Genomic DNA, 24,940 nt, shown 5'->3' on the forward strand with positions numbered 1-24,940 from the left:
GGCTCATCCCTTTGCCATCAGGTGTTCCAGCCCTATCTTGAGGCCATGACGGTTCATTTCCCCTTCCAGAACTCCTATTCGGCGCTGCCGGACAGCTTCTTTGCCCGCGTCGCGCCGACCCCGGTCGCCGCCCCCCGGCTGATCAAGCTGAACCGCCCGCTGGCGGTCCAGCTCGGGCTCGATCCTGACCTGCTGGAGACCCCGGAGGGCGCGGCGATCCTGGCCGGCAAAACGGTTCCCGCCGGCGCCGATCCCATCGCCATGGCCTATGCCGGACATCAGTTCGGGCAGTTCGTGCCGCAGCTCGGCGACGGCCGCGCCATCCTGCTCGGCGAGGTCATCGACAGCGACGGCATCCGCCGCGACATCCAGCTCAAGGGCTCGGGCCCCACCCCGTTCTCCCGCCGCGGCGACGGCCGCGCCGCGCTCGGACCTGTGCTGCGCGAATACATCGTCAGTGAAGCCATGTATGCGCTGGGCATCCCGACCACCCGCTCGCTCGCCGCCGTCGTCACCGGCGAGCACGTCATCCGCGAGACCGCGCTGCCCGGCGCGGTGCTGACGCGTGTTGCTTCCAGCCATATCCGCGTCGGCACCTTCCAGTTCTTCGCCGTGCGCCGTGACACCGATGCGATCCGCCGGCTCGCCGACCACGTCGTCGCCAGGCACTACCCGGAACTAGTCGGCGCCGAGCGGCCCTATCATGCGCTGCTCGCCGGCGTCGTCGCGCGCCAGGCCGATCTCGTCGCGCGCTGGCTGCTGGTCGGCTTCATCCACGGCGTCATGAATACCGACAACAGCTCCATCTCCGGCGAGACCATCGATTACGGACCCTGCGCCTTCATGGACGCCTACAACCCTTCGCAGGTGTTCTCCTCGATCGACGAGATGGGCCGCTACGCCTATGCCAACCAGCCGCGTATCGCGCTGTGGAATCTGACGCGCCTCGCCGAATGCCTGCTGCCGCTGTTCTCCGACGAGCAGGAGAAGGCGGTCGCGGAGGCCCAGGACATCCTCGGCGCGTTCTCAGACCAGTTCAGCGCGGCTTATCAAGCCGGCCTGCGCAAAAAGGTCGGCCTGTTCACGGAGCGCGACGGCGACGAGGCGCTGATCCAGGACCTGCTCGACGCCATGGCCAAGAACCAGGCCGACTTCACCCTCACCTTCCGCAAGCTCGGCGACGCCGCCGTCGATGACACTGCGGATGCGCGCGCGCAGTTCATGCAGCCCGCGGCCTTCGACGAGTGGGCCGGCCGCTGGCGCGCACGCATCGCGCTGGAGCCGCAGAGCGCGGCCGAGCGGCAGGCGGCCATGCACGCCGTCAATCCCATGTTCATCCCGCGCAACCACCGCGTCGAGGCCGTGATCCAGGCCGCCGTCAACGACGACAATTACGCGCCATTCGAGGAATTGGTGAAGGTGCTGGCGAAACCGTTCGACGACCAGCCGGATTACGCCGCCTATGCCGATCCACCGCTGCCGGACCAGCGGGTGTTGCAGACGTTCTGCGGGACCTAACCAAACATTCAATGCGTAGGGTGGATTAGCCGAAGGCGTAATCCACCACTTCCTTCAACGGCGGAGGCAAAGAGGTGGATTACGCTTCGCTCATCCACCCTACAGATTGGCGCGGCTATCACGTCCGCTCTCCGAACTCGCCGATGAACTGAGTGTCTCCGCCCCAATCCTCCGGAAGCAGTCCTGCACGAACATCGCGGTGAATGACGAATACGGCCAGTCGCAGACTCGCGACACATGCCCGTGCTTGACGGGATTGTAATAACAATACTCGACGTGGCGGGCGTAGTCGGCCTCGTCCCGGATCAGGTGCTCCCAGAACCGTCGCTGCCATATGCCGCGTTCATTCCGTGAGAAACGGACAGCGCTCAGCCGCTCGGTCACCGGGAGTGCTTTGGCGAAACGAGGCTTGATCAAGCGCCAGCGCACCGAAAAATCGGCGTCGCCCGACGGCAGCTTCCAGATTGCGTGGAGATGGTCCGGCAGAACCACGAAAGCATCGATTGCGAAGGGGTGGCTCTGTCGCGTTGCGGCGACCGCGTCTCGCAGGCTCTCAATCTGGTCGGTCAAAAGAGCTTTCCGCCGATCGAGCAGGTTCACGGTAAAGAACCAGCATCCTCCCGGGACGAATGCGCGGCGGTAGTCGGACATGCATGGCAAATAGCACAACTTGCAGTTGGCTTACAGTGGTGGATTACGCCTTCGGCTAATCCACCCTACGAAGCGTAGCACTGTGGACGCAGGAACCGCTGTCATCAAACTGAAACACACGCCCTCTAACCGCCTGTCAGGGTCGTCTTGCCGGAAGCGCCCATCCTCCAACCGTCCCGACAAAGCGCGCCATGCCCTTCAAATTCATCCACATCACCGACACGCATCTGGCGAACCCCGGCTTGAAGCTCTACGGCCTCGACCCGCGCGCCCGGCTGGACGCTGCGATTGCCGACATCAACAAGCATCAGTCCGACGCGGCGTTCGCGGTCGTGACCGGCGACCTCACGCATTGGGGCGAGCCGGAGTCCTACGCCAATTTCGCCGACGCGATGGCCGCGCTCAAAATCCCTTACATTGCCATGGTCGGCAATCACGACAAGCGCGTGACTTGCCTCGATAGCCTGAAGGCTGCGCCGCGCGATGCCAACGGCTTCGTGCAGGGCACGCGCACCACCGAGCACGGCCTGTTCGTCTTCCTCGACACGCTGGACGAGACCAGCCACGCCGGCGAGATGTGCGCCAAGCGCTTCGACTGGCTCGCGAAGACGCTCGCGGCTGCGCCTGCCGACCAGCCGTTCGTCGTGTTCATGCATCACCCGCCCTTCCCGATCGGCGTCCATGCGATGGACGAGATCGGGCTGAAGCAGAGTGCCGAATTTGCCGAGGTGATCGCACCCTATCGCGCCCGCATCCGCCATCTGTTCTTCGGCCATGTACACCGTCCCATCTTCGGCAGCTACGGCAAGATCCCGTTCTCGACCTTGCGCGGCACCAACCACCAGGTCTGGTTCGAGCTCGACGCCGGCGCGCCGCATCTGGCCAGCCACGAGCCGCCCGCCTATGGCGTCGTGCTGATCGACGACGAGAACCTCGTCGTGCACAGCCACGACTTCCTCGACGAAAGTCTGCGCTTCCCGTTCGAACCACCCGTGGGAACGGACGGCCGCGACTATGCGCTCAATTTCCCGGCGCGGTGAGATGAGCCTCGCCGAACCCGCGGCTCTTCCGGTCGCGACCTCGGCGGCGGCGCGCCTGGACGTCCTGAAGCGCCTCGGCACGCGCTTCAGAGCTTCGCTGCCCGCCTATCTCCTGTTGCTGCCCTCGCTGGTCTTCCTCGCGCTGTTCACCTATGGCGCGATGGGCCGCGTGCTCGTCGATGCGCTCTACCAGCGCGCCACGCCGAAGGCGCCGGTCCGCTTCGTCGGTCTCGACAACGTCGCAGCGGTGCTGGCCGACCCCGCTTTCTCCGGCGCGGTCGTCAACAATCTCGTCTATGCTGTGGGCACCGCGGTCCCCAGCATCGGCCTCGCGCTCTTGTTCGCGCTGGCGCTGTCGCGCACCAACGCCGTGAGCAGCGCGCTGCGCACGGCACTGTTCCTGCCGGTGCTGATCCCGATGGTCGCGGCCTCCGCGCTGTTCATGTTCATCTTCCTGCCCAATGTCGGCCTGCTCGACTACTACATTGGCCGCTTGCTTCCGGTGCTGCCGAACTGGCTCGGCGACCCCGATATCGCGCTTTACGCGATCATGGTCATCACGATCTGGAAGAACGCGGGCTATTACATGCTGTTCTTCCTCGCCGGCCTCCAGGCCGTGCCCGAAGACGTGATGGAGGCCGCACATCTCGACGGCGCCGGGCCTTACATGCGCCTGCGCCACATCATCCTGCCGGAGCTCAAGCCCACTTTCCTGTTCGTTACCGTGATCGCCACGCTCAACGCGGTGACGCAGGTCGACCACGTCTTCGTCATGACCCAGGGCGGACCGTCGAACTCGACCAACCTCGTGCTGTTCTACATCTACCAGCAGGCGGTCGAGCATTACGACGTCGGCAAGGCCTCGGCCGCGACGCTGCTGACTCTCGCCGCACTGATGGGCCTCACCGCGCTCTCCTTCCGCACCATGGCCAACCGCGAGGGCGGGCCATGAAGCTGTTCGACCGCCTGTTCAGGGACGCCCCGCTCGCCACAAGGGGCGAGATCACGCCCAAGCTCGGCTTCCTGCTGACCGTGCTGCTCGCGATCGTCTGGCTCATCCCGTTCCTGTGGATGGTCGTGGCGACGCTGCGCCCGGCCTCCGACGGCATCAACGCCATGGCCGAGTTGATGCCGAGCCTGAAGCCGACGCTCGACAATGTCAGGGATGCCTGGGAGATCGGCGATTTCCCGCGCTACACGCTCAACACCACGATCATCTGCGCCGGCATTCTGCTGGTGCAGTTCGCCACGATCACGCTGGCGGGCTTTGCCTTCGCCCGCCTCGCCTTCGTCGGCAAGACGCTGATCTTCTATCTGTTCCTGATGCAGCTGATGCTGGTGCCGGTGCTGCTGATCGTACCGAACCTGTCGCTGGTGGCGCAGCTCGGCCTCTACGACACGCTCACCGGCGTGATGATGCCGTTCTTCGCCTCCGCCTTCGGCACCTTCCTGATGCGGCAGGCGTTCGAAGCCATTCCGACCGAACTGGAAGACGCCGCGCTGATCGATGGCGCCAGCCTGTTCCAGCGCATCCGCCACATCTACGTGCCGCTGTCGGTGCCGAGCTTCTCGGCCTTCGCCATCATCTCCGTCACCAGCCACTGGAACGACTTCCTGTGGCCGCTGATGGTGATCAACTCGCCGGACAAGCGGCCGCTCACGGTCGGGCTCTCGGTCTTCACCAAGACCGCGGAGGGCACGCAAGCGTGGGGCACCATCGCCGCCGGCACGCTGATGGTGATCGCGCCGCTGCTCATCACCTTCCTGATCTTCCAGAAGCGCTTCATCAGCTCTTTCGTCACCTCAGGCATCAAATAGGAGATTCTTCGATGCTGTTTTCCCGCAGGCTCATGCTGGGCCTCGCCATGGCAGGCTCTATGGCAGGCGCCCTCGCCTTTCCGGCTCTCGCCGGCGAAGGTCCGACCGAGATCGATTTGTTCTTCCCCGTCCCCGTCGACGGCAAGCTCGCCCGCGACATGGGCACCTTGATCAAGGAGTTCAACGAGACCCATCCGGACGTCAAGGCAACCGCGGTCTACACCGGCTCCTATGACGACACGCTGATCAAGACGCGCGCCGCGATCAAGGCCGGCAAGCCGCCGTCCGCCGTGATCATGTCGGCCAACTTCCTGCTCGACATGCAGATCGAGAACGAGCTCACCAATCTCGATGCCCTGATCAAGGCCGACGGCACCACCAAGGAGCAGTTCCTCGGCCAGTTCTTCCCCGCGCTGCAGGGCAACGCGGTGATCAACCGCTCGGTCTACGGCGTCCCGTTCCACAATTCGACGCCGCTGCTCTACATCAACGCCGACAAGGCCAAGGAAGCCGGTCTCGATCCGAGCAAGCCGCCGCAGACCTGGGCCGAGCTCACCGACTGGGCCAAGAAGCTCACCAAGCGCGAGGGCGACAAGGTGACCCAATGGGGCGTCGCGATCCCCTGCGCCTACGACTATTGCGGCTGGATGATGGAAACGCTCACCATGAGCAATGGCGGGCGCTACTACAACGAGGAGTTCGGCGGCGAGGTCTATTACGACACGCCCTCGATGCTGGGCGCACTGACCTGGTGGAACGACCTTGTCACCAAGCACAAGGTCCATGCGCCCGGCGCCACGCCCGGCCCTGCCGTCAGCACCTCTTTCATCTCAGGCAATGCTGCGATGATGATGCTGTCGACGGGCTCGCTCACTTACGTGCGCGACAACGCCAAGTTCAACTACAAGGTCGCCTTCATCCCGCGCAACGTCCGCAACGCCGTGCCGATCGGCGGCGCCTCGCTGATCGTTCCGGCCGGGCTCGAGGCCGACAAGCAGAAGGCCGCCTGGACGCTGATCAAGTGGATGACCTCGCCCGAGAAGAGCGGCTGGTGGAGCCGCGCCACCGGTTATTTCGCGCCCAACATGGCCGCCTACAAGACGCCTGAGATGGTCGACTTCCTGAGCAAGAACCCGGACGCCAAGACCGCCGTCGAGCAGCTCGATGTCGCAAAGCCCTGGTTTGCGACCTACAAGACCGTCCCGGTGCGCAAGACGCTGGAGGACGAGGTGATGCTGGTCCTCAACGGCAAGAAGCAGCCGAAGGAGGCCCTCGCCGCCGCCCAGAAGGCCGCGGATGAGACGCTGAAGCCGTACAATGCGGAGACGTCGCTGAAGCTGCCGTAAGGATCGCTGCATCGCCAACGACCATCGGCGCTCCGTCATGCGGGGCGCCGATTTCGTTTTAGGCGGTCGCCCGTATTAACCCCCCGTCCACCATCCGGCGGCCCGCACCGCCGGTAACCATCGCAATTAACAGACCCTCAACGCACCCCCGACAAATCTATCAATGTTTCTGGAGATTTCGCCGTGGATCTGTTGGTTTTCGAGTTCCTGGGATTGGCGTTGGTCGCCATGTGCGTGGTCGTGGTGGCGTTGCCCTGTGCCCGCAAATCCTCGCACCGGGTCCGCTACGAATAGGAATTTCGTCGGAAAAAGCGATTCCGATCCAAATGCAAGGCTCGAATTCGCATCGAGCCCCTTGACATCACAGCGCTTTCGGCAGAACGGCTGATGTCAAGTGTCATGGGCCGTTCATGGATTTGATTACCACCACCGCTGACCTCGCGGCTGCCTGCAGCCGGCTGGCCAAGCACCCCGTCATTACCGTCGATACCGAGTTCCTGCGCGAGACCACCTACTACCCGCTGCTATGCGTGGTGCAGATGGCCAGCGCCGAGGAAGCCGTCGTCGTCGATACCCTGGCCGAGGGGATCGACCTCAAGCCGTTCTTCGAGCTGATGGCCAACGAGGCCGTGCTGAAGGTCTTCCACGCCGCCCGTCAGGACATCGAGATCATCTGGCACCAGGCCAACATCATCCCGCATCCGGTGTTCGACACCCAGGTTGCCGCGATGGTGCTGGGGTACGGCGACAGCATCGCCTACGACGCGCTGGTCGAGAAAGTCACCGGCCACCGCCCCGACAAGACCCACCGCTTCACCGACTGGTCGCGCCGGCCGCTGACCAAGGAGCAGATGCATTACGCCGTGTCCGACGTCACGCATTTGCGCGACGTGTTCGCAGCGCTCGATGCCGACCTCAAGAAGCGCCGCCGCAGCGAATGGGTCTCCATCGAGATGGAGGTCCTGACCTCGCCCCGGACCTACGACTTCCACCCCGAGCGCGCCTGGGAGCGGCTGAAGACGCGCGTGCGCAAGCCGAAGGATCTCGCGGTCCTGATGGAGGTCGCCGCCTGGCGCGAGCAGGAAGCGCAGAGCCGCGACGTGCCGCGCGGCCGCGTGCTGCGCGACGAGGCCATCAGCGATATCGCGACCCACGCGCCGAACACGCTGGAGAAGCTCGCCCATCTGCGCTCGGTGCCGAAGGGTTTTGAGAAATCCAAATGGGGCGCGGACATCGTCGCCGCGGTCGAGCGCGGGCTGGCACGGGATTTTTCGACGTTGCCGAAGCTGGAGAAGCCGCGCAACAACAACAATGGCGCCGCCATCGTCGAGCTCTTGAAGGTGCTGCTGCGCATGACCGCGGAGCGGCATGCGGTCGCCAGCAAGGTGATCGCCACCGTCGACGATCTCGAAGAGATCGCAGCCGACGACGAAGCCGACGTCCCCGCCTTGCGCGGCTGGCGCCGCGAGCTGTTCGGCGATGCCGCCTTGAAGCTCAAGCGCGGCGAGTTGGCGCTGGCGATCGAGAAGGGCCGCGTGATCGGGGTGCAGCGGGCGTAAGGCTGCCGCCAGCTATCAACGCGGCATAATTCAGACCGTCATCCCCGCGCAACGGCGAAGCCGTTGTCTGCAAAGGCGTGCGATGCAAAGCATCGCACGGGGATCCTCGAAGGATGAGCGGCCACACTGCGAGCCAGCCGGGCCGTCGCCCTTCGAGGGCCGCTGAAGAAGCGGCCACCTCAGGGTGACGGTGTTAGATTGAGCGCCCAGACAAGAGCCTACGCCGGCGTCAGCTTCGCCACTTCCGCCTTCATGTCATTCAGCACGCCCGAAATGGCGGCGACGAGGTCGTCGATCTGCGCCTTGGTGACGATCAGCGGCGGGCAGATGGCGATGGCGTCCAGCATGTTGCGCGAGATCACGCCGCGCTCCTGGAGCATGCGGCTGGCGATGCCGCCGACGGCGCCCGGTGTCGCCGCTGCGGTCTTGCGCCCTTTGTCGAGCACGAGCTCGATCGCCGCGATCATGCCGACGCCGCGAACCTCGCCGACCAGCGGATGGCTGGTGAGCTCGCGCAGTCTGCCCTGCATGTAGGCGCCGAGCTCGGCGGCATGGGCGACCAGGCCGCGCTCCTCGATGATCTTGAGGTTTTCCAGCGCAACCGCCGATCCGACCGGATGACCGCCCGCGGTGAAGCCGTGGCCGAGCACGCCGATCTTGTTGCTCTCGTCCGCGATCGGCTCGAACATGCGATCGTTCATGATGATGGCCGAGAACGGGAAATAGCTCGAGGTAATCTGCTTGGAAACCACGAGCACGTCAGGCTTGATGCCGTAGGTCTCGCAGCCGAACATCTTGCCGGTCCGGCCGAAGCCGCAGATCACCTCGTCGGCGACGAGCAGGATGTCGTACTTGTTCAGGACCGCCTGGATCTTGTCCCAATAGGTCGCCGGCGGCACGATGACGCCGCCCGCGCCCATCACCGGCTCGCCGAAGAACGCCGCGATCGTATCGGGACCCTCCTTCTGGATCAGCGCGTCGAGCTCCTCGGCCCGGCGCGTCGCAAACGCTTCCTCGGTCTCGCCGGGGGCGCCGTCCTTGTAGAAATGCGGCGAGCCCGTGTGCAGGATGTTCGGCAGCGGCAGATCGAACGAGCGGTGGTTGTTCGGCAGGCCGGTGAGGCTCGCCGAGGCAATGGTGACGCCGTGATAGGCGCGCATCCGGCTGATCACCTTCTTGCGCTGGGGCTGGCCGAGCGCGTTGGAGCGATAGGCGATCAGCTTGAGGACGGTGTCGTTGGCTTCCGAGCCGGAATTGGTGAAGAATACCTTGCTCATCGGCACAGGCGCGAGCGCGACCAGTTTCTCGGCAAGGTCGATCGAGGGCCCGTGCGATTTGGCGGAGAACGTGTGATAGAACGGCAGCGCCAGCATCTGCTTGTGTGCAGCCTCGACCAGCCGCCTCTCGTTGAAGCCGAGCCCGACGCTCCACAGGCCGGCCATCGCCTCGAAATAGCGCTTGCCCGACGCATCGAAGACGTAGGGACCCTCGCCGCGCTCGATCACCAGGGGACCGGCCTGCTGATGGGTGCGCGCATTGGTGTAGGGATGGAGCTGATAGGCCACATCCCGGGCCTCTTGCGAATTGGGCAGCATGGACATTTGCGAGGATCCTTGAAAGCGTCACGTCGCAGGCACAGCCGGCGTCATCACTCGATGATCAAGTACCTTGGCTATTGCGACAGCGCAGAACTTGCAACGCCAATTCGTCGGCAGCAAGCGCTCAGCAGCGATGCACAAAGATGCACGCGAAAAAGCTGCACGTGACATTGCCGCACGTGACAAAGCCGCACGTGACAAATCCGCTCATGACGAAGCAACACGTGGAGCAGCTCTCATGCCGCGTCGTCGTCATGCCCGTCGTCAGTGCCGGCGGCGGCTTCCCTCACCTCCACCAGCGCCATCGAGAGCAGATAGACCGTCGTCGGCAAACCCAGCCCGCGCGCCCTCTCGGCCGCACGCGACAGATCGCTCGCCAGCTCCTTGAGCTCGTCTCCCCGTGACAATCTCTCACCCCATCCGCCGGTCGCGGCCGCCTACACCGCAACGGCGCCGCTGGTTCTGATCAGTTCGGCGCTGGACTGGATTGTAGCAAAATTCCCGATGACATTCACTACCGCATGCTTATAGGCGGCGGCATCGCCCGTACCCGGCTGCCGGCAAGCCGCGGCGTCAGCGACGACCTGGTAGCGATGGCTGCGGTGAAACCCATCAACGGCGGTGGCCAGGATGGTCTCGTCCAGGGAAAAACCGATCAGAATGCAGCGCACAGTGCGGATATTGGACATGTAGTCCACAAACCGCGACGAGCTGTAGGCCGACGGCAGCGGATGGTCGAACGTCATTTCTCCCGGCCGCGGCTTGGTCTTCGCGATCCAATCGGTCAGCCTCGATGCCGGATTGAACCACGCCGCCTGTGCGATGCGCTTCAGATGCATCACCGGCCAGAGATTGCCCCGCCACAAGGTCAGGAGTTCCAGGCAGCGCGCAGTGACGGCGTCGCCGTCGAGGACGACGTGGCGGCGCCCAGGGGTCAGATATTCGACCTGGAGATCCGCGCAGACCAGGATCGGCGGATCTTCGTGAATGGAAGCCAGCATTGTCTTGCGCAGAGCTGCACCAGTTTCAACGGTCGGCGAGCGCGAGATCCCGCAGCGGTGAGGTCACCGCCCGCCCCGCCGAAGCGTCGAGCACGCCCGGCCGGTCCCAATCGCCTTCGGGGCGGATGATCACGTAGGGATCGCTGTCCAGCGTGATCGCGTCCGGTCCCGGCTCGATCTCCAGCAGCATTTCCGTGTAGGAAAAATCCGAGAACGTGACCTTGCGATTGTGGCCGAGCGGCTTGGCGCCGAAATGGGCCCAGAAATCGACCAGCCTGTCCTGCGCCTGGCCGTAGATCTTGCGAAAACCCTTGCGCTTCACATAGTCGACGCTGGCCTGCACCAGCTTGAACGAGACGCGCGAGCGCCGGTATTGGTGGCGGACCGCGAGCCGCTCCACCTTGGCGAAATCGCCGAAGAAGCGCACCCGCAGGCAGCCTGCGGGCTCGTTGCCGACGAAGCCGATGAAATGGGCCGCGACCATGTCGTTGCCGTCGAACTCCTCCTCGAACGGACAATCCTGCTCGGCGAGATAGACCGCCGAGCGAATGGCAGTGACCAGCATGAGATCGCTTGGATCGCGCGCAAGGCGGATGGTGATGGCGCGGGAACAGGGCTTGGCGACGGGAATCCTAGTACCGTGCATCTGCAAAACTCCTTGCTTGGATGATCGCGCCTGGCATCCGCATCGGCTGCCGATGCCAGGGCCGCTCGTAGCACCAGAGGTCGGGCTGGAAGCTCGGGACCGGCGCAAAGCCGGTCGCCTTCATGATGTCGCGTCCGGCCACCGTTGACGGCTGCGCATAGCAATCGGCGCTGCGAAACCTTAGCTGTCGCAGATGTGCTGCAGCCTTGCCGAGACCGGCGATACCGCGTCCCGTCGCCGCGATCGCCCAGATGTAGATGGCAGCGACCTCTTCGTTCGCGGAAGCGAGATAGCGCGTCTCGGGCGCGGCGAGGCAGATCTCGTCGAGCAGCAGCGCATCGTGCCCGCGGTCATTGAGAAACAGGAAAGCCATGCCGCCGACGAGATCGCCTTTTCGGCGGAACGTCAGGATGCTCTGGGGATCGAACGTGAAGTAATGCGCAAGTTCGGCTGTCCCGATCCGCACGCCCGGCACCAGCCGGTGCGCCATCTGCGAAAGCGGTGCAATTTCGGACAATTGCGCGCAGCGGACATCCACATCCGAGCTCAGCGGCAAGGCATCGAAATCATGCCTTGCGGCAAACGAGCCCCTTTCCATAGCCATATCGCGCCTCTATCGTCCGGGCTTTCGTGCCCCGCTATGCCGACGAGCTTAGCGGCTGGGGATCAGGAGTATGCAGCAGTTATTGCACCGGGGTGCTGCTATGATGCAGCACCGTGAAGAAGCCCTGGGCGCGTCCTGGGACGATTTGAAACTGTTTTTAGCGTGCGCAAAATATAAAAGTTTTCGCAACGCCGCTGAGGAGCTCGGGCTCACCTCCACGACGCTGATGCGCCGGATCGACCGGCTCGAAGAGAGCATCGGCTGCAAGCTGTTCCTGCGCGACCAGAGCGGGCTCACGCTCAGCGATGAAGGCACCGCGATGATCGCCGACGTTGCGCATATGGAGCGTCATGCCTTCAACGTCTTCCGGCGCGCCTCGCGGTCGTCGAACGACACCTCAGGCACAGTGCGCGTCGCGGTGACGGAAGGCCCGGGCAATTTCTGGATCCTGCCGCGACTGATCGACTTCCAGAAGACCTACCGCAAGATCACCGTCGATCTGCGCTGCGCGATGGAGCAGGCCGACGTCGCACGGCTTGAATCGGACATCGCGATCCAGCTCGAGCCGCCGACCAATCCGGATCTGATCGTCGCCAAGCTCGGGCGTCTGCACATCTATCCCTTCGTCTCCAAGGAGTACGAAAATCTCTACGGCGTGCCGGCGACGCTGGCGGACCTGAAGAACCACCGCATCATCAAGCAGAGCGCGCCGCAGGTCGACGACGGCGCCTACGCGCGCGTGCTCGGACTGAAGTCGCTCGAGGGCATCGTCGGGATCAAGACCAACTCCTCGGTCGGCGTGCTCTATGCCGTCGAGCGCGGCGCCGGCATCGGCTTCCTGCCGACGGTCTCGATCGCGCTCGGCGCGCCGCTGATCGCCGTCGATCTCGGCGTCAGCCACCACGCCGATCTCTGGCTCACCTATCACCGGGAATTCCGCACCTCCGAGCGCCACAAGATCGTGGTCGACTGGCTGAAGAAGATCTTCGATGCCAAGACCTATCCCTGCTTCCGCGACGAGTTCATCCATCCGAACGCGCTGGTGCCGATGATGACGGCGGCGCGCGAGGGTTTTGGATTGACGGGATATGTCGCGGCGACGCCGACCTAGGAGGCTGCGCCTACCAGCGATATTCGAACCCGACCGTGCCCTGGTGCGAGGTCAGCTCGTTGCGAAACTTGCCGTCGTAATTGACGTAGAGCCGCGCGACGCTGGTCAGGCTGAGCGAAGCCGAGGCACCGGCATCCACGCCGTAACGGCTCTCGCCGATGCCGGGAACGACAATGTTCTGGGCGCCGAGGCTGACCTGGACCGATCCCAGATCCTGGTGGAAATTGTCAACGAACTTGCCGTAGCCGGACAGGTCCAGGATCTTCTGGTCGATGATGAAGTAGCGGCCGATCTCGGCCCCGATCATGATGCGTGCGCGTGAGAGCGCCGTCGAACCAACGTTGAGCGGGTCGAGGCCGCCGGCCTCCTGGAACGCCGCGCTGGTGGCGCGCACATATTCCAGTGCGCCCTTGGGCACGATGCGCATCTGGTCCTTGGTCCAGTAATAGCTGATCTCGGTCAGCGCGCCATCGACCGCGGCGCGATAGCCCGCGGTCGCAAGGCCAAGGCCGGTGTCGCGGCTGGAACGGACCTTGCCGAAACCGTGCACCACGGCAAAGGCCCAGGTCCATGGCCCCTTGTCGACCGAGCCGTTGAAGCCGATTTGCGTCAGGTCGAGCGTGGCCGACTGCAGCGCCAGCGGCACGTCGATGTCGGTGTGGCTCTGGTCGACCGAGAAGCCGAGATTGACGCCCGGGGCCACGCGCGCGCCGAAGCCTGCGACGCCGCCAACCGTCTTGCGCCTGTCGCCGACGAAGTCGCCTTGCGCATCGGTCCGGACCGAGATGCCGTAGCTCTCGAACCAGGTGCGGTAGCGCGGATCCTCGGTGCTGGCGGACGCGCCGCCGCCGCCGGGGTTGGTGCGGAACGTCCGGTTGAAACCGTTCGATGCCTGGTTGCCGAGCCGCTCCAGGAAATTCGAGCCGAGATCGAGCGCGGCGTTGCCGGCCGACGGGGACGGGATCGGGGTGGGCGACGGCGTGGGCGTCGGGGTCGGCGTAGGCGTCGGGCTTTGCGCGAAGACTGGCGACGTGGCCGACATCACGACGATCGCAAACGCCGTCGCGATCGCTGCCGCGACCCTGCGGACGCGGTCCAGCCCGATCGTCTGCCGTGTCCCGGAGGGCTGCGATGTGCAGCACATGACGACAAATCCCGAAGCAAATGGCGGCGCGCAAAAATGCAACACGCGCGGCGCACGCATGTCGCGATTTGTGCCGAACTGCCACGGAGGGTCAACCGCTTAGCCCGCGGTGACCGAGGCTATTGCCCTCGATTGTGGTTCCGCGGCCACAGGTCGGAAATTGCAGAACGGCACAATCCGCCCGCCCTTGAAATTTACGCGCAGCTTGCTAACGGGCGATTTTCATGTTGCAATGTTGGACACAATCGGAATTGGCCGCTCGGCTGTGCGTTTCGCGACATTGAGACTCAAGACTCGAACAGACTCCCGGAAGCCCGTTTGTGGCGTGGCACGCGAAAAGCGGCCGCGTCTTTTTTATATCTAGTGGAGGAGACTAGCGATGCCGCAAAAGGGCACCGTCAAATGGTTCAACCCGACCAAGGGCTATGGGTTCATCAAGCCGAACGGCAGCGACAAGGACGTGTTCGTCCACATCTCCGCCGTCGAGCGTGCCGGACTCTCGACCCTCAACGAGAACCAGGTGGTTGAATACGACCTCGTGGAGAACCGCGGCAAAGCATCCGCGGAGAACCTCAAGGTCTCCTGATATCTCTCGAGCCAAAGCGCGAGAGATCATGACGTTGCCCCCGGCTCTGCCGGGGGATTTTGTTTGTATTGGACGACATAATACCGAAGAGCAGTTGCCTGGAGCTAAGACTATCGCCACCAAGCGGCCATCGATAACGACTGACGAATACTTGCGTCCAGATTCTGCGCGCGATACCGCGCGCATTGATATCGGGGTGCAAACTGCCTTCGATGTTTTCGGCTCGGAACTTTCAGACGAGACGTTCGCGGGTGTATTCGATCAGCCCCGCCCGATCGACAAACCGGTGGATGAGCTATTCCGCGGCGCCTGAGTCCAGCAGGCCCCGCCTAGCGCACCACCGGCGCAACCAGAAAATTCTCCGACGCCGCGCTCCCCGCCGTCTTGCACACATCACCCTCGATCCGGACCTTGCCGGTCGCGAGCAGACGTAGCGCTTCCGGATAGATGCGGTGCTCGACCTCGAGGATGCGCTCCGACAGCGTATCGCCCGTGTCGTGGTCGCCGACGGGAACCGCGCCCTGCATCACGATCGGGCCGGCATCGGTCTCGGGGATGACGAAGTGCACCGTCGCGCCGGACAGCTTGACGCCGGCGCGCAAGGCTTGGCCGTGCGGGTCGAGACCGGGGAAGGACGGCAGCAGCGAGGGATGGATGTTGAGCATCCGCCCGTACCATGCCCTGGTGAACTCGGCCGTGAACAGGCGCATGAAGCCGCCGAGACAAATCAGCTCGATGCCGTGCTGGTCGAGCGCCGCCTGCAGCACCTTCTCGAAACCGGCGCGGTCCTTGCCGAACGGCTTGCTCTCGATCACCAGCGTGTTCACGCCGCTTGCCTTGGCCCGTTCAAGGCCGAGCGCATCGGCCTTGTTCGAGATGACGAGCGAAATCTCCGCCGGGAAATCCGCAGCAGTGGCGGCCCTGATCAGCGCGGACATGTTGGAGCCGCGGCCGGAGATCAGGATGGCGACGCGGCGCTTCATCACAGCGCCAGTCATTACAGTGCCATGTCGAGATGGCCGTTATAGACGACGCGGTGCTCGCCCTCGGCCGGGATCACGGTGCCGAGTTGCGCCACGGTCTCACCGGCGTCGGTGAAGACCTGCATGACCTCGTCGACCTTGTCGGGCTCGACGATCGCGATCATGCCGATGCCGCAGTTGAAGGTGCGCAGCATCTCCAGCTCGGCGATGCCGGCCTGCGCGGCCAGCCATTTGAACACCGGCAGCACCGGCAGGCGGGCCAGATCGATACCGACGCCGAGGCTGTTCGGCAGCACGCGCGGAATGTTGTCGGTGAAGCCGCCGCCGGTGATGTGGGCAAGGCCCTTCACCGCGCCGGTCTCGCGGATCGCGCGCAGGCAGGATTTGACGTAGAGTTTCGTCGGCGTCAGCAGCGCGCCGCCAAGGGTCATGACCGGGGCGAACGGCGCTGGCGCCTCGAAGCCGAGGCCCGATTGTTCCACGATCTTGCGCACCAGCGAGAAGCCGTTCGAATGCACCCCCGACGAGGCGAGGCCAATCACGGCGTCGCCAGCCGCGATGTCCTTGCGCGGCAGCAGCGTGCCCCGCTCCGCAGCACCGACGGCAAAGCCGCCGAGGTCGTAATCGCCGTCCTTGTACAGGCCGGGCATCTCGGCGGTCTCGCCGCCGATCAGGGCGCAGCCGGATTCGCGGCAGCCCTCCGCGACGCCTGCGACGATCGAGGCCGTCGCCTCCGGATCGAGCTTGCCGCACGCGAAATAGTCCAGGAAGAACAGCGGCTCGGCGCCCTGCACCACGAGGTCGTTGACGCTCATGGCGACAAGATCGATGCCGATCCCGCCATGCAGCCCGGTCTCGATCGCGATCTTGACCTTGGTGCCGACGCCGTCGGTCGCGGCCACGAGGACCGGATCCTTGAAACCGGCCGCCTTGAGGTCGAACAGGCCGCCGAAACCGCCGATCTCGGCGTCGGCGCCCGGCCGCGCGGTGGCGCGCACCATCGGCTTGATCAGGTCGACCAGGCGGTTGCCCGCATCGATATCGACGCCTGAATCGGCGTAAGTGAGGCCGTTTTTGCGGTCGGTCATGCCCGATTTCCAGTGGGTTCGCGGCTGGTTACGTCGAATTCCGGGGACGCGCAATGGCTCGCATGGCGCACCGCCGTATACTATGTAGAGATATCAACCGGTTCAGCCTCCCGAGAGGCCGGATTCGAGGTCAGACCGGGTGCCGGGAAGCGCTTTCGTGAGTATTCCGAATATCATTACCCTGGGCCGCATCATGCTGGTCCCGATCATCGTCTGGGCCATCGTGTCGAGCCAAATGGAGGTCGCGTTCGCCGTCTTCCTGATCGCCGGTATCAGCGACGCCGTGGACGGCTTCCTGGCCAAGCGCTTCAACATGACGAGCGAGCTCGGCGCCCTGCTCGACCCGCTCGCGGACAAGGCGCTGCTGGTCTCGATCTACATGGCGCTGGGCATCTGGGGCGCAATTCCGCGCTGGATCGTGATCCTGGTGGTCTCGCGCGACATCATGATCGTCGCCGCCGTGATCGTGTCCTGGCTGTTCGACCGGCCCGTTGAGATGAAGCCGTCGAAAGTGTCCAAGCTCAACACCGTGGCACAGGTGGCGTTCGCGGCGCTCGTGCTGGCAGCGCTTGCCTTCGGCTTCAAGCCGGCCCCTTATGATATCATCCTGATGGGCCTCGTCACGGTCTTCACACTCTCCTCCGTGTCGCTCTATCTGGTCGAGTGGCTGCGGCACATGAGCACGATCGAGGCCAAGTAGCACGATCGAGGCCAAATGAGAGGCGATGCGGCCCCGTAAAAGGCCAACTCCCGCTCGATACGTCCGACCTCTTCGAATGACGCCGGCGCGCCGGCATGGAGCAAAGCAAGCGTGCCAGGCCGCGTTCACCCCCGACAATTGGCGTTTTCGCTTCCGCATGCGGAGAGCCTCAGCCGGGACAATTTCCTCGAAGGCCCCGCCAATGCGGCCGGTCTCGGCCTGATCGACAGCTGGCCGGAATGGCCGAACCGGATCATGTGGCTGGCCGGTCCCGAAGGAAGCGGCAAGAGCCATCTCGCCGCGATCTGGGCCGAGGCATCAGGGGCCCGCTCCACCACGGCCAATGCGCTGACCGCTGCGGGGGTCCCGGGCACGCTCGCCACCGGCGCGCTGGTGGTCGAGGATCTCAAGGCCAGGGAAGTTGACGAACGCGCCCTCTTCCACCTGATGAACCTCGCCCGCGAGGATGGCGCCTACGTCCTGTTCACCGGACGCGAGGTGCCGGCCTCGCTGGAGATCGAGCTTCGCGACCTGCGCTCGCGTCTGCGCGCCGTTCCAGTGGTCGCGTTGCTGCCGCCCGACGACCAGCTGTTCCGCGGCCTGATCGTCAAATTCTGCGCCGACCGCCAGCTCACCGTGGACGAGAGCGTGGTCGGCTACCTCGCCACCCGCCTGGAGCGGTCCTCGGCCGCCGCCCGCCAGGCCGTGGAACTGCTCGACAGCGAAGCCCTCAGGCTCGGCCGCCCGGTCACCCGGGCGCTGGCCGCCGAGCTGCTCCGCGACGCCTGATCGGCCTCCGTGGCCGCCTCCAGACCCACGCCAAGCCCGCTTGACGCGGCGAACCGGCGGAACATCAATGTCATCGAAACGTCATCGCTCTAACACATGCTCCGGCCGGTTTTGCGCATAAGTCGCAAATTGGGGCGAACTGGATGGACCGACTTCTGATGGACTCTGCGCAAGCTGTTGAAACTAAAGAAAAAGCCCCAGAGACCGAGAGCCTGCCGGCGATCGCATCGAGTCCCGAGCGATTCATCAACCGCGAGCTCTCCTGGCTGCATTTCAACCGCCGCGTCCTGGAGGAATCGGTCAATCCCAGCCACCCCATGCTGGAGCGGGTGCGATTCCTGTCGATTTCGGCGAATAACCTCGACGAGTTCTTCATGGTCCGCGTCGCCGGCATCAAGGCCCAGGTGCGTGAGGGCATTGCCGAACGCAGCCCCGACGGCCTGACGCCATCCGAGCAACTCGCGCTGATCAACCGCACCGTCTCCGAGCTCGCCTCCGACCAGCAGGCGATCTGGCGCGACCTGCGCGGCACGCTGGCCGATGTCGGCATCGTGCTCGTCGAGGGCAAGGAGGTCACCAAGGCGGAACGGACCTGGATCGAGGACTACTTCCTCAGCAACGTATTCCCGCTGCTGACCCCGCTGGCGATCGACCCGGCCCACCCCTTCCCGTTCATCCCGAGCCTCGGCTTCACCATCGCGCTCCAGCTCACCCGCGCCGCCGACGGCAAGCAGATGAACGCGCTGATCCGCATGCCCGGCAAGATCGACCGCTTCATCCGCCTGCCGACCGAGGGCAAGGCCGTCCGGCTGATCTCGCTGGAGCAGGCGACCGCCCTGTTCATCAACCGCCTGTTCCCAGGCTACAATCTGCACGGCCAGGGCGCCTTCCGCATCATCCGCGACTCCGAGCTCGAAATCGAGGAAGAGGCGGAAGACCTCGTCCGCCTGTTCGAGACCGCGCTGAAGCGCCGCCGCCGCGGATCGGTGATCCGGCTCGAGATCGACGCCAAGATGCCGGAGGAGCTGCGCAACTTCGTTCAGCACGCGCTGTCGGCCGCCGATGACGAGGTGTTCCTGGTCGACGGCGTGCAGGCGATGAACGAGCTCTCGCAGCTCACCCGCCTCGACCGGCCCGATCTCGAATTCACCCCTTACGTGCCGCGCCACCCCGAGCGCGTGCGCGAGCATGGCGGCGACATCTTTGCCGCGATCCGGCAGAAGGACCTCGTGGTCCATCATCCCTACGAATCCTTCGACGTGGTGGTGCAGTTCCTGCAGCAGGCCACGCGCGACCCCGATGTCGTCGCGATCAAGCAGACGCTCTACCGCACCTCCAACAACTCGCCGATCGTCCGCGCGCTGGCGGAAGCCGCCGAGGCCGGCAAATCCGTCACCGCGTTGATCGAGCTGAAGGCGCGCTTCGACGAGGAAGCCAATATCCGCTGGGCACGCGACCTCGAACGCGCCGGCGTGCAGGTCGTCTACGGCTTCCTCGAACTGAAGACGCACGCAAAGCTCTCGATGGTGGTGCGCCGCGAGGGCGGCAGCCTCACGACTTACGTCCATACCGGCACCGGCAATTATCACCCGGTCACCGCGCGCATCTACACCGACCTCTCCTACTTCACCTCGGATCCGACCATCGGCCGCGACGCCGCGCGTGTGTTCAATTTCATCACCGGCTATGCCGCGCCGAGCGATCTGGAGAAGATGGCGGTGTCGCCGCTGACCCTGCGCAAGCGCATCATCGAGCACATCCAGGGCGAGACCGCGCATGCGCGCCACGGCCGCCACGGTGCGGTCTGGATGAAGATGAATGCACTGGTCGACCCCGACATCATCGACGCGCTCTATGAGGCTTCCCAGGCCGGCGTGCAGGTCGAGCTCGTGGTGCGCGGTATCTGCTGCCTGCGCCCCGGCATTCCCGGCCTGTCCGAGAACATCCGCGTCAAGTCGATCATCGGACGCTTCCTGGAACACGGCCGAATCTACTGCTTCGGCATGGGCCAGGGCCTGCCGAGCGCCAAAGCGGCTGTGTATATCTCCTCCGCCGACATGATGCCGCGCAACCTCGACCGCCGCGTCGAGGTGCTGTGTCCGCTGCAAAATCCGACGGTGCATCAGCAGGTTCTCGAACAGATCATGGTCGCGAATCTCAAGGACAATGAGCAGAGCTGGCAATTGTTGCCGGACGGGTCCTCAACGCGTATGAAGACCGCGAAAGGCGAGGAGCCTTTCAACGTCCACAACTACTTCATGACAAATCCGAGTCTGTCTGGCCGTGGAAAGTCGCTCAAGGAATCCTCGCCGCGTCGTCTCACGCGCCGGAACGAACGCCATCAATCCTGATCAGGGATGTTCGACGTGAAGCGGCCGCGCAAGCGCGGCTCGAGCGTCGCGGTCATCGATATCGGTTCCAACTCGGTCCGTCTCGTCGTCTACGAGGGGCTGACGCGGAGCCTCATTCCGATCTTCAACGAGAAGACGCTGTGCGGCCTCGGCCGCGAGGTGCAGAGCACCGGTCTGCTCGCGCCCGACGCCGTCGACAAGGCGCTGACCTCGCTGAGGCGCTTTCGCGCATTGTGCCGTGTGATGCAGGTCGGGCGCGTGTTCGCGATCGCGACCGCGGCCTGCCGCGACGCTTCCAACGGCCCCGACTTCATCGCGAAGGCCGAGCGCATCTGCGCCGTGAAGATCGAGATCCTCTCGGGCCCGCGCGAGGCGCGGCTGTCGGCGCTCGGCGTGATCTCCGGCATCCATCATCCCGACGGCATCGTCGGCGACCTCGGCGGCGGCTCGCTCGAATTGATCGACGTGCGCAGGAACAGCGTGCGCAGCGGCGTGACGCTGCCGCTGGGGGGCCTCGCGCTGCAGGACCTCGCGCATAAATCGCTCAAGCGCGCGGATCGCATCGTGCGCGAGGAGCTCGACGAGGTACCGCAGCTCACCGCCGGCAGCGGCCGCACCTTCTACGCCGTCGGCGGCACCTGGCGCGCGCTGGCGCGCATTCACATCATCCAGAGCGGCTATCCGCTCCAGGTGATGCACGGTTACTCGCTGTCGGCGGCTGAAGCGCTCGACTTCTCGCGTCGTCTCCGTCGCCTGGCGGCCGCGGACATGCTCGCCGACATCGAGAGCGTCGCCGATGCCCGCCGCCCCCTTCTCACCTATGCGGCGCTGGTGCTCGAGCACATCATCCGGGTGGCGAAGCCGAAGACGATCGTGTTCTCGACCTTCGGCGTGCGCGAGGGCCTGCTGCACGAGAAGCTGTCGGAGCCGGAACGCAACAAGGACGGCCTGATCTGCGCCGCGGAAGAGCTGAACCAGCTGCTGTCGCGCTCGGCCAAGCACGCCCACGAGCTGATCGCCTGGACCGACCGCCTCGCGCGTGTGGTGAAGCTGCGCGAGACCGAGGAGGACCGCCGCTTGCGCCACACCGCGTGCCTGCTGTCCGATATCGGCTGGCGCGTGCATCCCGATCACCGCGGCGAGCAGACGCTGAGCCTCGTCGTCAACGGCAATTTCGGCGCGATCACCCACACCGAGCGTGCCTTCGTCGGCCTGTCGGTGTTCTATCGCTATGCGGGCCTGAGCGAGGAAAACCAGCCGCCGGTCACCATACAGGAGCTGCTGACGCCGGCGCAGCTCGAACGCGCGCGCCTCTTGGGCGCGGCGTTCCGCGTCGCGCATCTGATCTCGGCGGCGCGCCCGGGCGTGCTGCCGGCCACGCATTTCCGCAGCCAGGGCCGCAAGCTGATGCTGGTGTTCGAGCACCGCCTCGGCGACCTCGTCGCCGACCGCGTCGGCAGCCGCTTCCGCGCACTCGCCCGCCTGGTCAGCCGCGCCGGCTCGATCGTGCGGCGCTAAAGCATGATCCGGAAAAGTGCGCAGCGGTTTTCCGAAAAGATCATGCTCAAACAACAACCTGAAGAGCGATGACGTTTCATCCTAATCGCATCGCGCTTTAGGGTCTTCAACCAGCAGCGGCCGTTCGATCGCGGCTGCCCTCTGGCGCGATGACGGCTTTCAGTCCGCCGAGCTCGGAATCGGTGAGGACAAGCAGCCATCCATAGGCACTGAGCACGTCCTGAACGATCGCGAGGCCGAGGCCGGCGCCCTCGCCGCGCTCATCCAGTCTCGCACCGCGTTCGAGCACGCGCGAACGTTCGGCGGCCGCGATGCCCGGCCCGTCGTCCTCGACCGTGATCGCCGGGCCCGCAATGGCATCCGCGCCAATGCGCACCTGGCTCTTGGCGTGACGGGCGGCATTTTCCAGGAGATTGCCCAGCACTTCGGCCAGATCGGTGCGATCGAGCGGCACGCTCGGTTCGCCCGTTATGCAGGCCTTGAATTCAAGCCTCTGCGCGGCAGGCGTGCGCGCCAGCGTCAGTATCAGGGACTCGACAAGCGGTCTGAGGGGCGTGGAGATACCGCCACGCTGTCGTGCCGTGCCTCGCGCCCGGGCGCGTGCCAGCTCGCGGTCGACATGACGGCTCATCGCGTCGGCGACAGCTTCGATGGCCTTGGCAACGTCCTGCTCACCTCGCTGACGCAAAAGCGCGACGTCGGCCGCGAGCGCGGCGAGCGGCGTCTTCAGCCCATGCGCCAAGTCGGCGGCGCGGCTGCGCGAACGTTCGATCTCGCCTTCCTGGGCGTCGATCAGATTGTTCACCTCTTCCACCAGCGGCTTCACCTCGGCAGGGACGTCGACGGGGAGATGCTTGCGTTGGCCTGAGCGGACGTCGGCGACGCCGCGGCGAAGTGCATCGAGCGGACGTAGGCCCAGTCCGACCTGGATCGAGGTGGCCGCCGCCAGCACCAGCCCCAGCAGGCCGAGCGCCAGTGCCAGATCCCTGGCGAATTGCGAGGCGGCGACCGACACGCGGGCAAGATCGGCCGCCACCGCGACGCGCACCGGGACGCGGCGGTCGCCCACGGTCAGCAGCACGCGGCGTTCACTGACCAGGAGCCGCGCGTTCGCCGGCCCGGGGATGACGTGACGGTGCAATTCGCGAGGCGACGGCTCGTCCTGCGGCAGGTCCAACGCCGTGTCCCACAGCGAACGTGAACGCAGCACCTGACCGCCGTCGTCCGATACCTGCCAGTACAGGCCCGAAAGCGGGTCGGCAAAACGCGGATCGGCCGGCGGCCGGCCCACCACCAGCTTGCCCTGGGCATCGACGTCGATACCCGCGACGAGCTGCTTCAAATAGATGTCGAGGTCGCTGCCGATCGTGCGCGTGACGTGGCGTTCGAACAGCAGCGTCAGCCCGGCGCCGGCAATGGTCAGCGCAACCAGGATGGCCACAACGCCGCCGGCCACCAGTCGCAGCCGCAACGAGCCCCAGCTCACGGCGTCGTCTCCGGTATCAGATAGCCGAAGCCGCGCCTGGTCTCGATCAGATCGGCGCCGAGCTTCTTGCGCACCCGGCCGACCAGCACCTCGAGCGCGTTCGACTCGTGGTCCTCGCCGTGGCCATAGACGTTTTCGTCGAGCTCGTGCTGCGACACCACACGGCCGCGGTGGTGCAAGAGAAAGGCGATCAGGCGATATTCCAACGGCGACAACGCGACGGGTACGCCGCGCAGCGTCACCTTCATCTGACGCTCGTCGAGTTCGACGTCGCCGGCGACGATCCGTGAGGAGGCATGGCCTGCCGAGCGGCGCACGATCGAGCGCAGCCGCGCCAGCAGTTCCTCCATGCGGAAGGGCTTAGGCAGGTAATCGTCGGCGCCCGCGTCGATACCATCGACGCGCTCGGCCCAGCTGCCGCGCGCCGTCAGGATCAGCACCGGCATGGAGCGTCCGTTCGCGCGCCAGCGCTTGAGCACCGCCAGGCCGTCCATGTCGGGCAAGCCGAGATCGAGGATGACGGCGCCGTAGTCCTCGGTATCACCGCGGAACCAGGCTTCCTCGCCGTTGCGGACGGTCTCGACCACATAGCCGGCCGCTTGTAACGCCCTCTCCACATCGGCCGCGATCCGTCGGTCGTCCTCCACGAGCAGCAGGCGCATCACTTCTCCTTGACGCGTTCGATCTCGCCGCTGCGCGCATCGACGTACACCTCGTAGAGGCGGCCCTTGTCGTCGACGACGCGAAACTCGTAGATCCAGCGGCCACGCTCGCGCTCTATCTCCACGCCGGCAACCTCACCCGGCAGCTTGCCGCGAATGGATGCGAGAATGTCGGCGAGCGGCTTGATCTCACCCGCCTCGACTGCACGGCGAACCGCGTCGGGCGCGCCTTTATCGTGGCCGCCTGCTGCGGCAGGCACCGGCGCGAGCAGGACCCCTGCCAGCAATGGCACCGCGAGGAATCCCAGGAGGCTGGCGGGCTGCATTCGCAAAGAATGCCCTAATCGACCTGACAGAACGCTGACGTGGATCAACAGGTGGCCGTCAGCGCTCTTCTGCCAGTGTCCGTCCATCGCCTCGCCGCATGACGCGGCCGGGCGCCACAAGCCGGAGAGAACCATGCGCAACATCACCATCTTCATCGCGACCGCCGCCTTGCTCGCAGCCACCGCGACCGCTCATGCCGGCAGCCTCGGGCGTCCCTGCACTGCGGCGCCGCAGACAAGCTGGCTGCCGCTCGAACAACTGCAGGCCAAGGTCGAAGCCCAGGGCTACAAAGTCCAGAAGGCCAAGCTCAAGAACGCCTGCGGCGAACTCTACACCATCGACAAGTCCGGCAGCCGGGTCGAATTGTTCGTCGATCCGACCAGCGGCCAGATCGTCGGTCAGCTGTAAGAGGCC

At 65.1% G+C, this 24,940-nt stretch carries 25 protein-coding genes and 1 pseudogene; 14 read left to right on the plus strand and 12 right to left on the minus strand.

The annotated features are described in order from the left end of the window. The first annotated feature begins 45 nt into the window (after positions 1 to 45). On the plus strand, positions 46 to 1,518 hold the full coding sequence (locus GDN70_RS22495) for a YdiU family protein (RefSeq protein ID WP_038946553.1): 1,473 nt from the start codon (positions 46 to 48) through the stop codon (positions 1,516 to 1,518). A 118-nt stretch (positions 1,519 to 1,636) separates the two neighbouring features. On the opposite strand, the pseudogene GDN70_RS22500 reads toward GDN70_RS22495, so the two are convergent. Beyond that, positions 1,637 to 2,169, minus strand: a pseudogene (locus GDN70_RS22500) (transposase). 191 nt (positions 2,170 to 2,360) lie between these two features. Here GDN70_RS22500 and GDN70_RS22505 point away from each other — a divergent pair. The 5 genes from GDN70_RS22505 (at position 2,361) to rnd (ending at position 7,932) form a co-directional block, all read left to right on the plus strand. Next, the gene (locus GDN70_RS22505) at positions 2,361 to 3,209 is read left to right on the plus strand and encodes a phosphodiesterase (RefSeq protein WP_038946551.1); all 849 of its coding nucleotides are present in this window, start codon (positions 2,361 to 2,363) and stop codon (positions 3,207 to 3,209) included. 1 nt (position 3,210) lies between these two features. Continuing rightward, positions 3,211 to 4,161, plus strand: a complete 951-nt coding sequence (locus tag GDN70_RS22510; RefSeq protein ID WP_038946549.1) for a carbohydrate ABC transporter permease — start codon at positions 3,211 to 3,213, stop codon at positions 4,159 to 4,161. Further along, positions 4,158 to 5,027 carry a carbohydrate ABC transporter permease gene (locus GDN70_RS22515; protein ID WP_028144976.1) on the plus strand — a complete coding sequence of 290 codons (870 nt, stop codon included), beginning with the start codon at positions 4,158 to 4,160 and terminating at the stop codon, positions 5,025 to 5,027. Before GDN70_RS22510 ends, GDN70_RS22515 begins: the two co-directional genes overlap by 4 nt. A gap of 11 nt (positions 5,028 to 5,038) precedes the next feature. Next, on the plus strand, positions 5,039 to 6,373 hold the full coding sequence (locus GDN70_RS22520) for an ABC transporter substrate-binding protein (protein ID WP_028144977.1): 1,335 nt from the start codon (positions 5,039 to 5,041) through the stop codon (positions 6,371 to 6,373). Between the two features lie 410 nt (positions 6,374 to 6,783). After that, complete coding sequence (rnd, locus tag GDN70_RS22525) at positions 6,784 to 7,932, plus strand: ribonuclease D (protein ID WP_038972944.1); 1,149 nt, start codon at positions 6,784 to 6,786, stop codon at positions 7,930 to 7,932. A gap of 218 nt (positions 7,933 to 8,150) precedes the next feature. Here the strand turns inward: rnd and GDN70_RS22530 are convergent, their stop codons facing one another. The 5 genes from GDN70_RS22530 to GDN70_RS22545 all read right to left on the minus strand — a co-directional run bounded on the left by GDN70_RS22530 (position 8,151) and on the right by GDN70_RS22545 (position 11,781). Continuing rightward, positions 8,151 to 9,533: an aspartate aminotransferase family protein gene (locus tag GDN70_RS22530; protein ID WP_028144979.1), complete on the minus strand. Its 1,383-nt coding sequence runs from the start codon at positions 9,531 to 9,533 to the stop codon at positions 8,151 to 8,153. Between the two features lie 233 nt (positions 9,534 to 9,766). Next, complete coding sequence (locus GDN70_RS35115; protein ID WP_162832232.1) at positions 9,767 to 9,937, minus strand: hypothetical protein; 171 nt, start codon at positions 9,935 to 9,937, stop codon at positions 9,767 to 9,769. Positions 9,938 to 9,967: 30 nt separating this feature from the next. Continuing rightward, positions 9,968 to 10,531: an isochorismatase family protein gene (locus GDN70_RS22535; RefSeq protein WP_152103055.1), complete on the minus strand. Its 564-nt coding sequence runs from the start codon at positions 10,529 to 10,531 to the stop codon at positions 9,968 to 9,970. A 25-nt stretch (positions 10,532 to 10,556) separates the two neighbouring features. Continuing rightward, the gene (locus GDN70_RS22540) at positions 10,557 to 11,177 is read right to left on the minus strand and encodes a GNAT family N-acetyltransferase (protein WP_028144981.1); all 621 of its coding nucleotides are present in this window, start codon (positions 11,175 to 11,177) and stop codon (positions 10,557 to 10,559) included. Beyond that, positions 11,164 to 11,781, minus strand: coding sequence for a hypothetical protein (locus GDN70_RS22545; RefSeq protein WP_028144982.1), 618 nt, complete (start codon positions 11,779 to 11,781; stop codon positions 11,164 to 11,166). Before GDN70_RS22545 ends, GDN70_RS22540 begins: the two co-directional genes overlap by 14 nt. Positions 11,782 to 11,851: 70 nt before the next feature. Between GDN70_RS22545 and GDN70_RS22550 the strand changes: the two genes are divergently transcribed. After that, positions 11,852 to 12,892 carry a LysR family transcriptional regulator gene (locus GDN70_RS22550; RefSeq protein ID WP_028144983.1) on the plus strand — a complete coding sequence of 347 codons (1,041 nt, stop codon included), beginning with the start codon at positions 11,852 to 11,854 and terminating at the stop codon, positions 12,890 to 12,892. 10 nt (positions 12,893 to 12,902) lie between these two features. On the opposite strand, the gene GDN70_RS22555 is transcribed toward GDN70_RS22550, so the two are convergent. Further along, positions 12,903 to 14,036 (minus strand): autotransporter outer membrane beta-barrel domain-containing protein, encoded by a 1,134-nt coding sequence (locus tag GDN70_RS22555; RefSeq protein ID WP_173015854.1) that lies wholly within the window; start codon positions 14,034 to 14,036, stop codon positions 12,903 to 12,905. Positions 14,037 to 14,415: 379 nt separating this feature from the next. Here GDN70_RS22555 and GDN70_RS22565 point away from each other — a divergent pair, with 379 nt between their 5' ends. Both GDN70_RS22565 and GDN70_RS22570 read left to right on the plus strand, forming a co-directional pair. Further along, positions 14,416 to 14,622 (plus strand): cold-shock protein, encoded by a 207-nt coding sequence (locus tag GDN70_RS22565; protein WP_007591938.1) that lies wholly within the window; start codon positions 14,416 to 14,418, stop codon positions 14,620 to 14,622. Positions 14,623 to 14,650: 28 nt separating this feature from the next. Then, positions 14,651 to 14,935 (plus strand): hypothetical protein, encoded by a 285-nt coding sequence (locus GDN70_RS22570; RefSeq protein WP_038972947.1) that lies wholly within the window; start codon positions 14,651 to 14,653, stop codon positions 14,933 to 14,935. Positions 14,936 to 14,951: 16 nt separating this feature from the next. On the opposite strand, the gene purN is transcribed toward GDN70_RS22570, so the two are convergent. After that, positions 14,952 to 15,605, minus strand: a complete 654-nt coding sequence (gene purN, locus GDN70_RS22575; protein ID WP_038972949.1) for a phosphoribosylglycinamide formyltransferase — start codon at positions 15,603 to 15,605, stop codon at positions 14,952 to 14,954. 14 nt (positions 15,606 to 15,619) lie between these two features. Beyond that, positions 15,620 to 16,693: a phosphoribosylformylglycinamidine cyclo-ligase gene (gene purM / locus GDN70_RS22580; protein WP_095424291.1), complete on the minus strand. Its 1,074-nt coding sequence runs from the start codon at positions 16,691 to 16,693 to the stop codon at positions 15,620 to 15,622. Between the two features lie 157 nt (positions 16,694 to 16,850). On the opposite strand from purM, the gene GDN70_RS22585 reads away from it, so the two are divergent. From GDN70_RS22585 to ppx, 4 genes are all read left to right on the plus strand, one after another. Then, positions 16,851 to 17,393, plus strand: coding sequence for a CDP-alcohol phosphatidyltransferase family protein (locus GDN70_RS22585; protein ID WP_025035876.1), 543 nt, complete (start codon positions 16,851 to 16,853; stop codon positions 17,391 to 17,393). 111 nt (positions 17,394 to 17,504) lie between these two features. Continuing rightward, a complete protein-coding gene (locus tag GDN70_RS22590; RefSeq protein WP_038946540.1) occupies positions 17,505 to 18,182 on the plus strand; it encodes a DnaA ATPase domain-containing protein in 678 nt (225 codons plus the stop codon). Between the two features lie 158 nt (positions 18,183 to 18,340). After that, positions 18,341 to 20,533, plus strand: coding sequence for an RNA degradosome polyphosphate kinase (locus GDN70_RS22595; RefSeq protein ID WP_028144988.1), 2,193 nt, complete (start codon positions 18,341 to 18,343; stop codon positions 20,531 to 20,533). Positions 20,534 to 20,548: 15 nt separating this feature from the next. After that, positions 20,549 to 22,051 (plus strand): exopolyphosphatase, encoded by a 1,503-nt coding sequence (gene ppx, locus GDN70_RS22600; protein WP_152103057.1) that lies wholly within the window; start codon positions 20,549 to 20,551, stop codon positions 22,049 to 22,051. Positions 22,052 to 22,157: 106 nt separating this feature from the next. On the opposite strand, the gene GDN70_RS22605 is transcribed toward ppx, so the two are convergent. From GDN70_RS22605 to GDN70_RS22615, 3 genes are read right to left on the minus strand one after another with little or no spacing between them, the layout of a single operon-like run. Continuing rightward, entirely contained in the window at positions 22,158 to 23,537 is a 1,380-nt protein-coding gene (locus GDN70_RS22605; RefSeq protein WP_152103058.1) for a sensor histidine kinase, read from the minus strand. Then, entirely contained in the window at positions 23,534 to 24,199 is a 666-nt protein-coding gene (locus tag GDN70_RS22610) for a response regulator transcription factor (protein WP_028144991.1), read from the minus strand. The genes GDN70_RS22605 and GDN70_RS22610 overlap by 4 nt, the downstream gene beginning before the upstream one ends. After that, entirely contained in the window at positions 24,199 to 24,525 is a 327-nt protein-coding gene (locus tag GDN70_RS22615) for a PepSY domain-containing protein (protein ID WP_038946536.1), read from the minus strand. Before GDN70_RS22615 ends, GDN70_RS22610 begins: the two co-directional genes overlap by 1 nt. A gap of 133 nt (positions 24,526 to 24,658) precedes the next feature. Here GDN70_RS22615 and GDN70_RS22620 point away from each other — a divergent pair, with 133 nt between their 5' ends. Continuing rightward, positions 24,659 to 24,934 carry a PepSY domain-containing protein gene (locus GDN70_RS22620; RefSeq protein WP_028144993.1) on the plus strand — a complete coding sequence of 92 codons (276 nt, stop codon included), beginning with the start codon at positions 24,659 to 24,661 and terminating at the stop codon, positions 24,932 to 24,934. Positions 24,935 to 24,940: the final 6 nt, after the last annotated feature.

Origin of the sequence: Bradyrhizobium sp. TM102, from assembly GCF_009176685.1 — a bacterium.
Classification (GTDB): Bacteria; Pseudomonadota; Alphaproteobacteria; order Rhizobiales; family Xanthobacteraceae; genus Bradyrhizobium; species Bradyrhizobium ottawaense.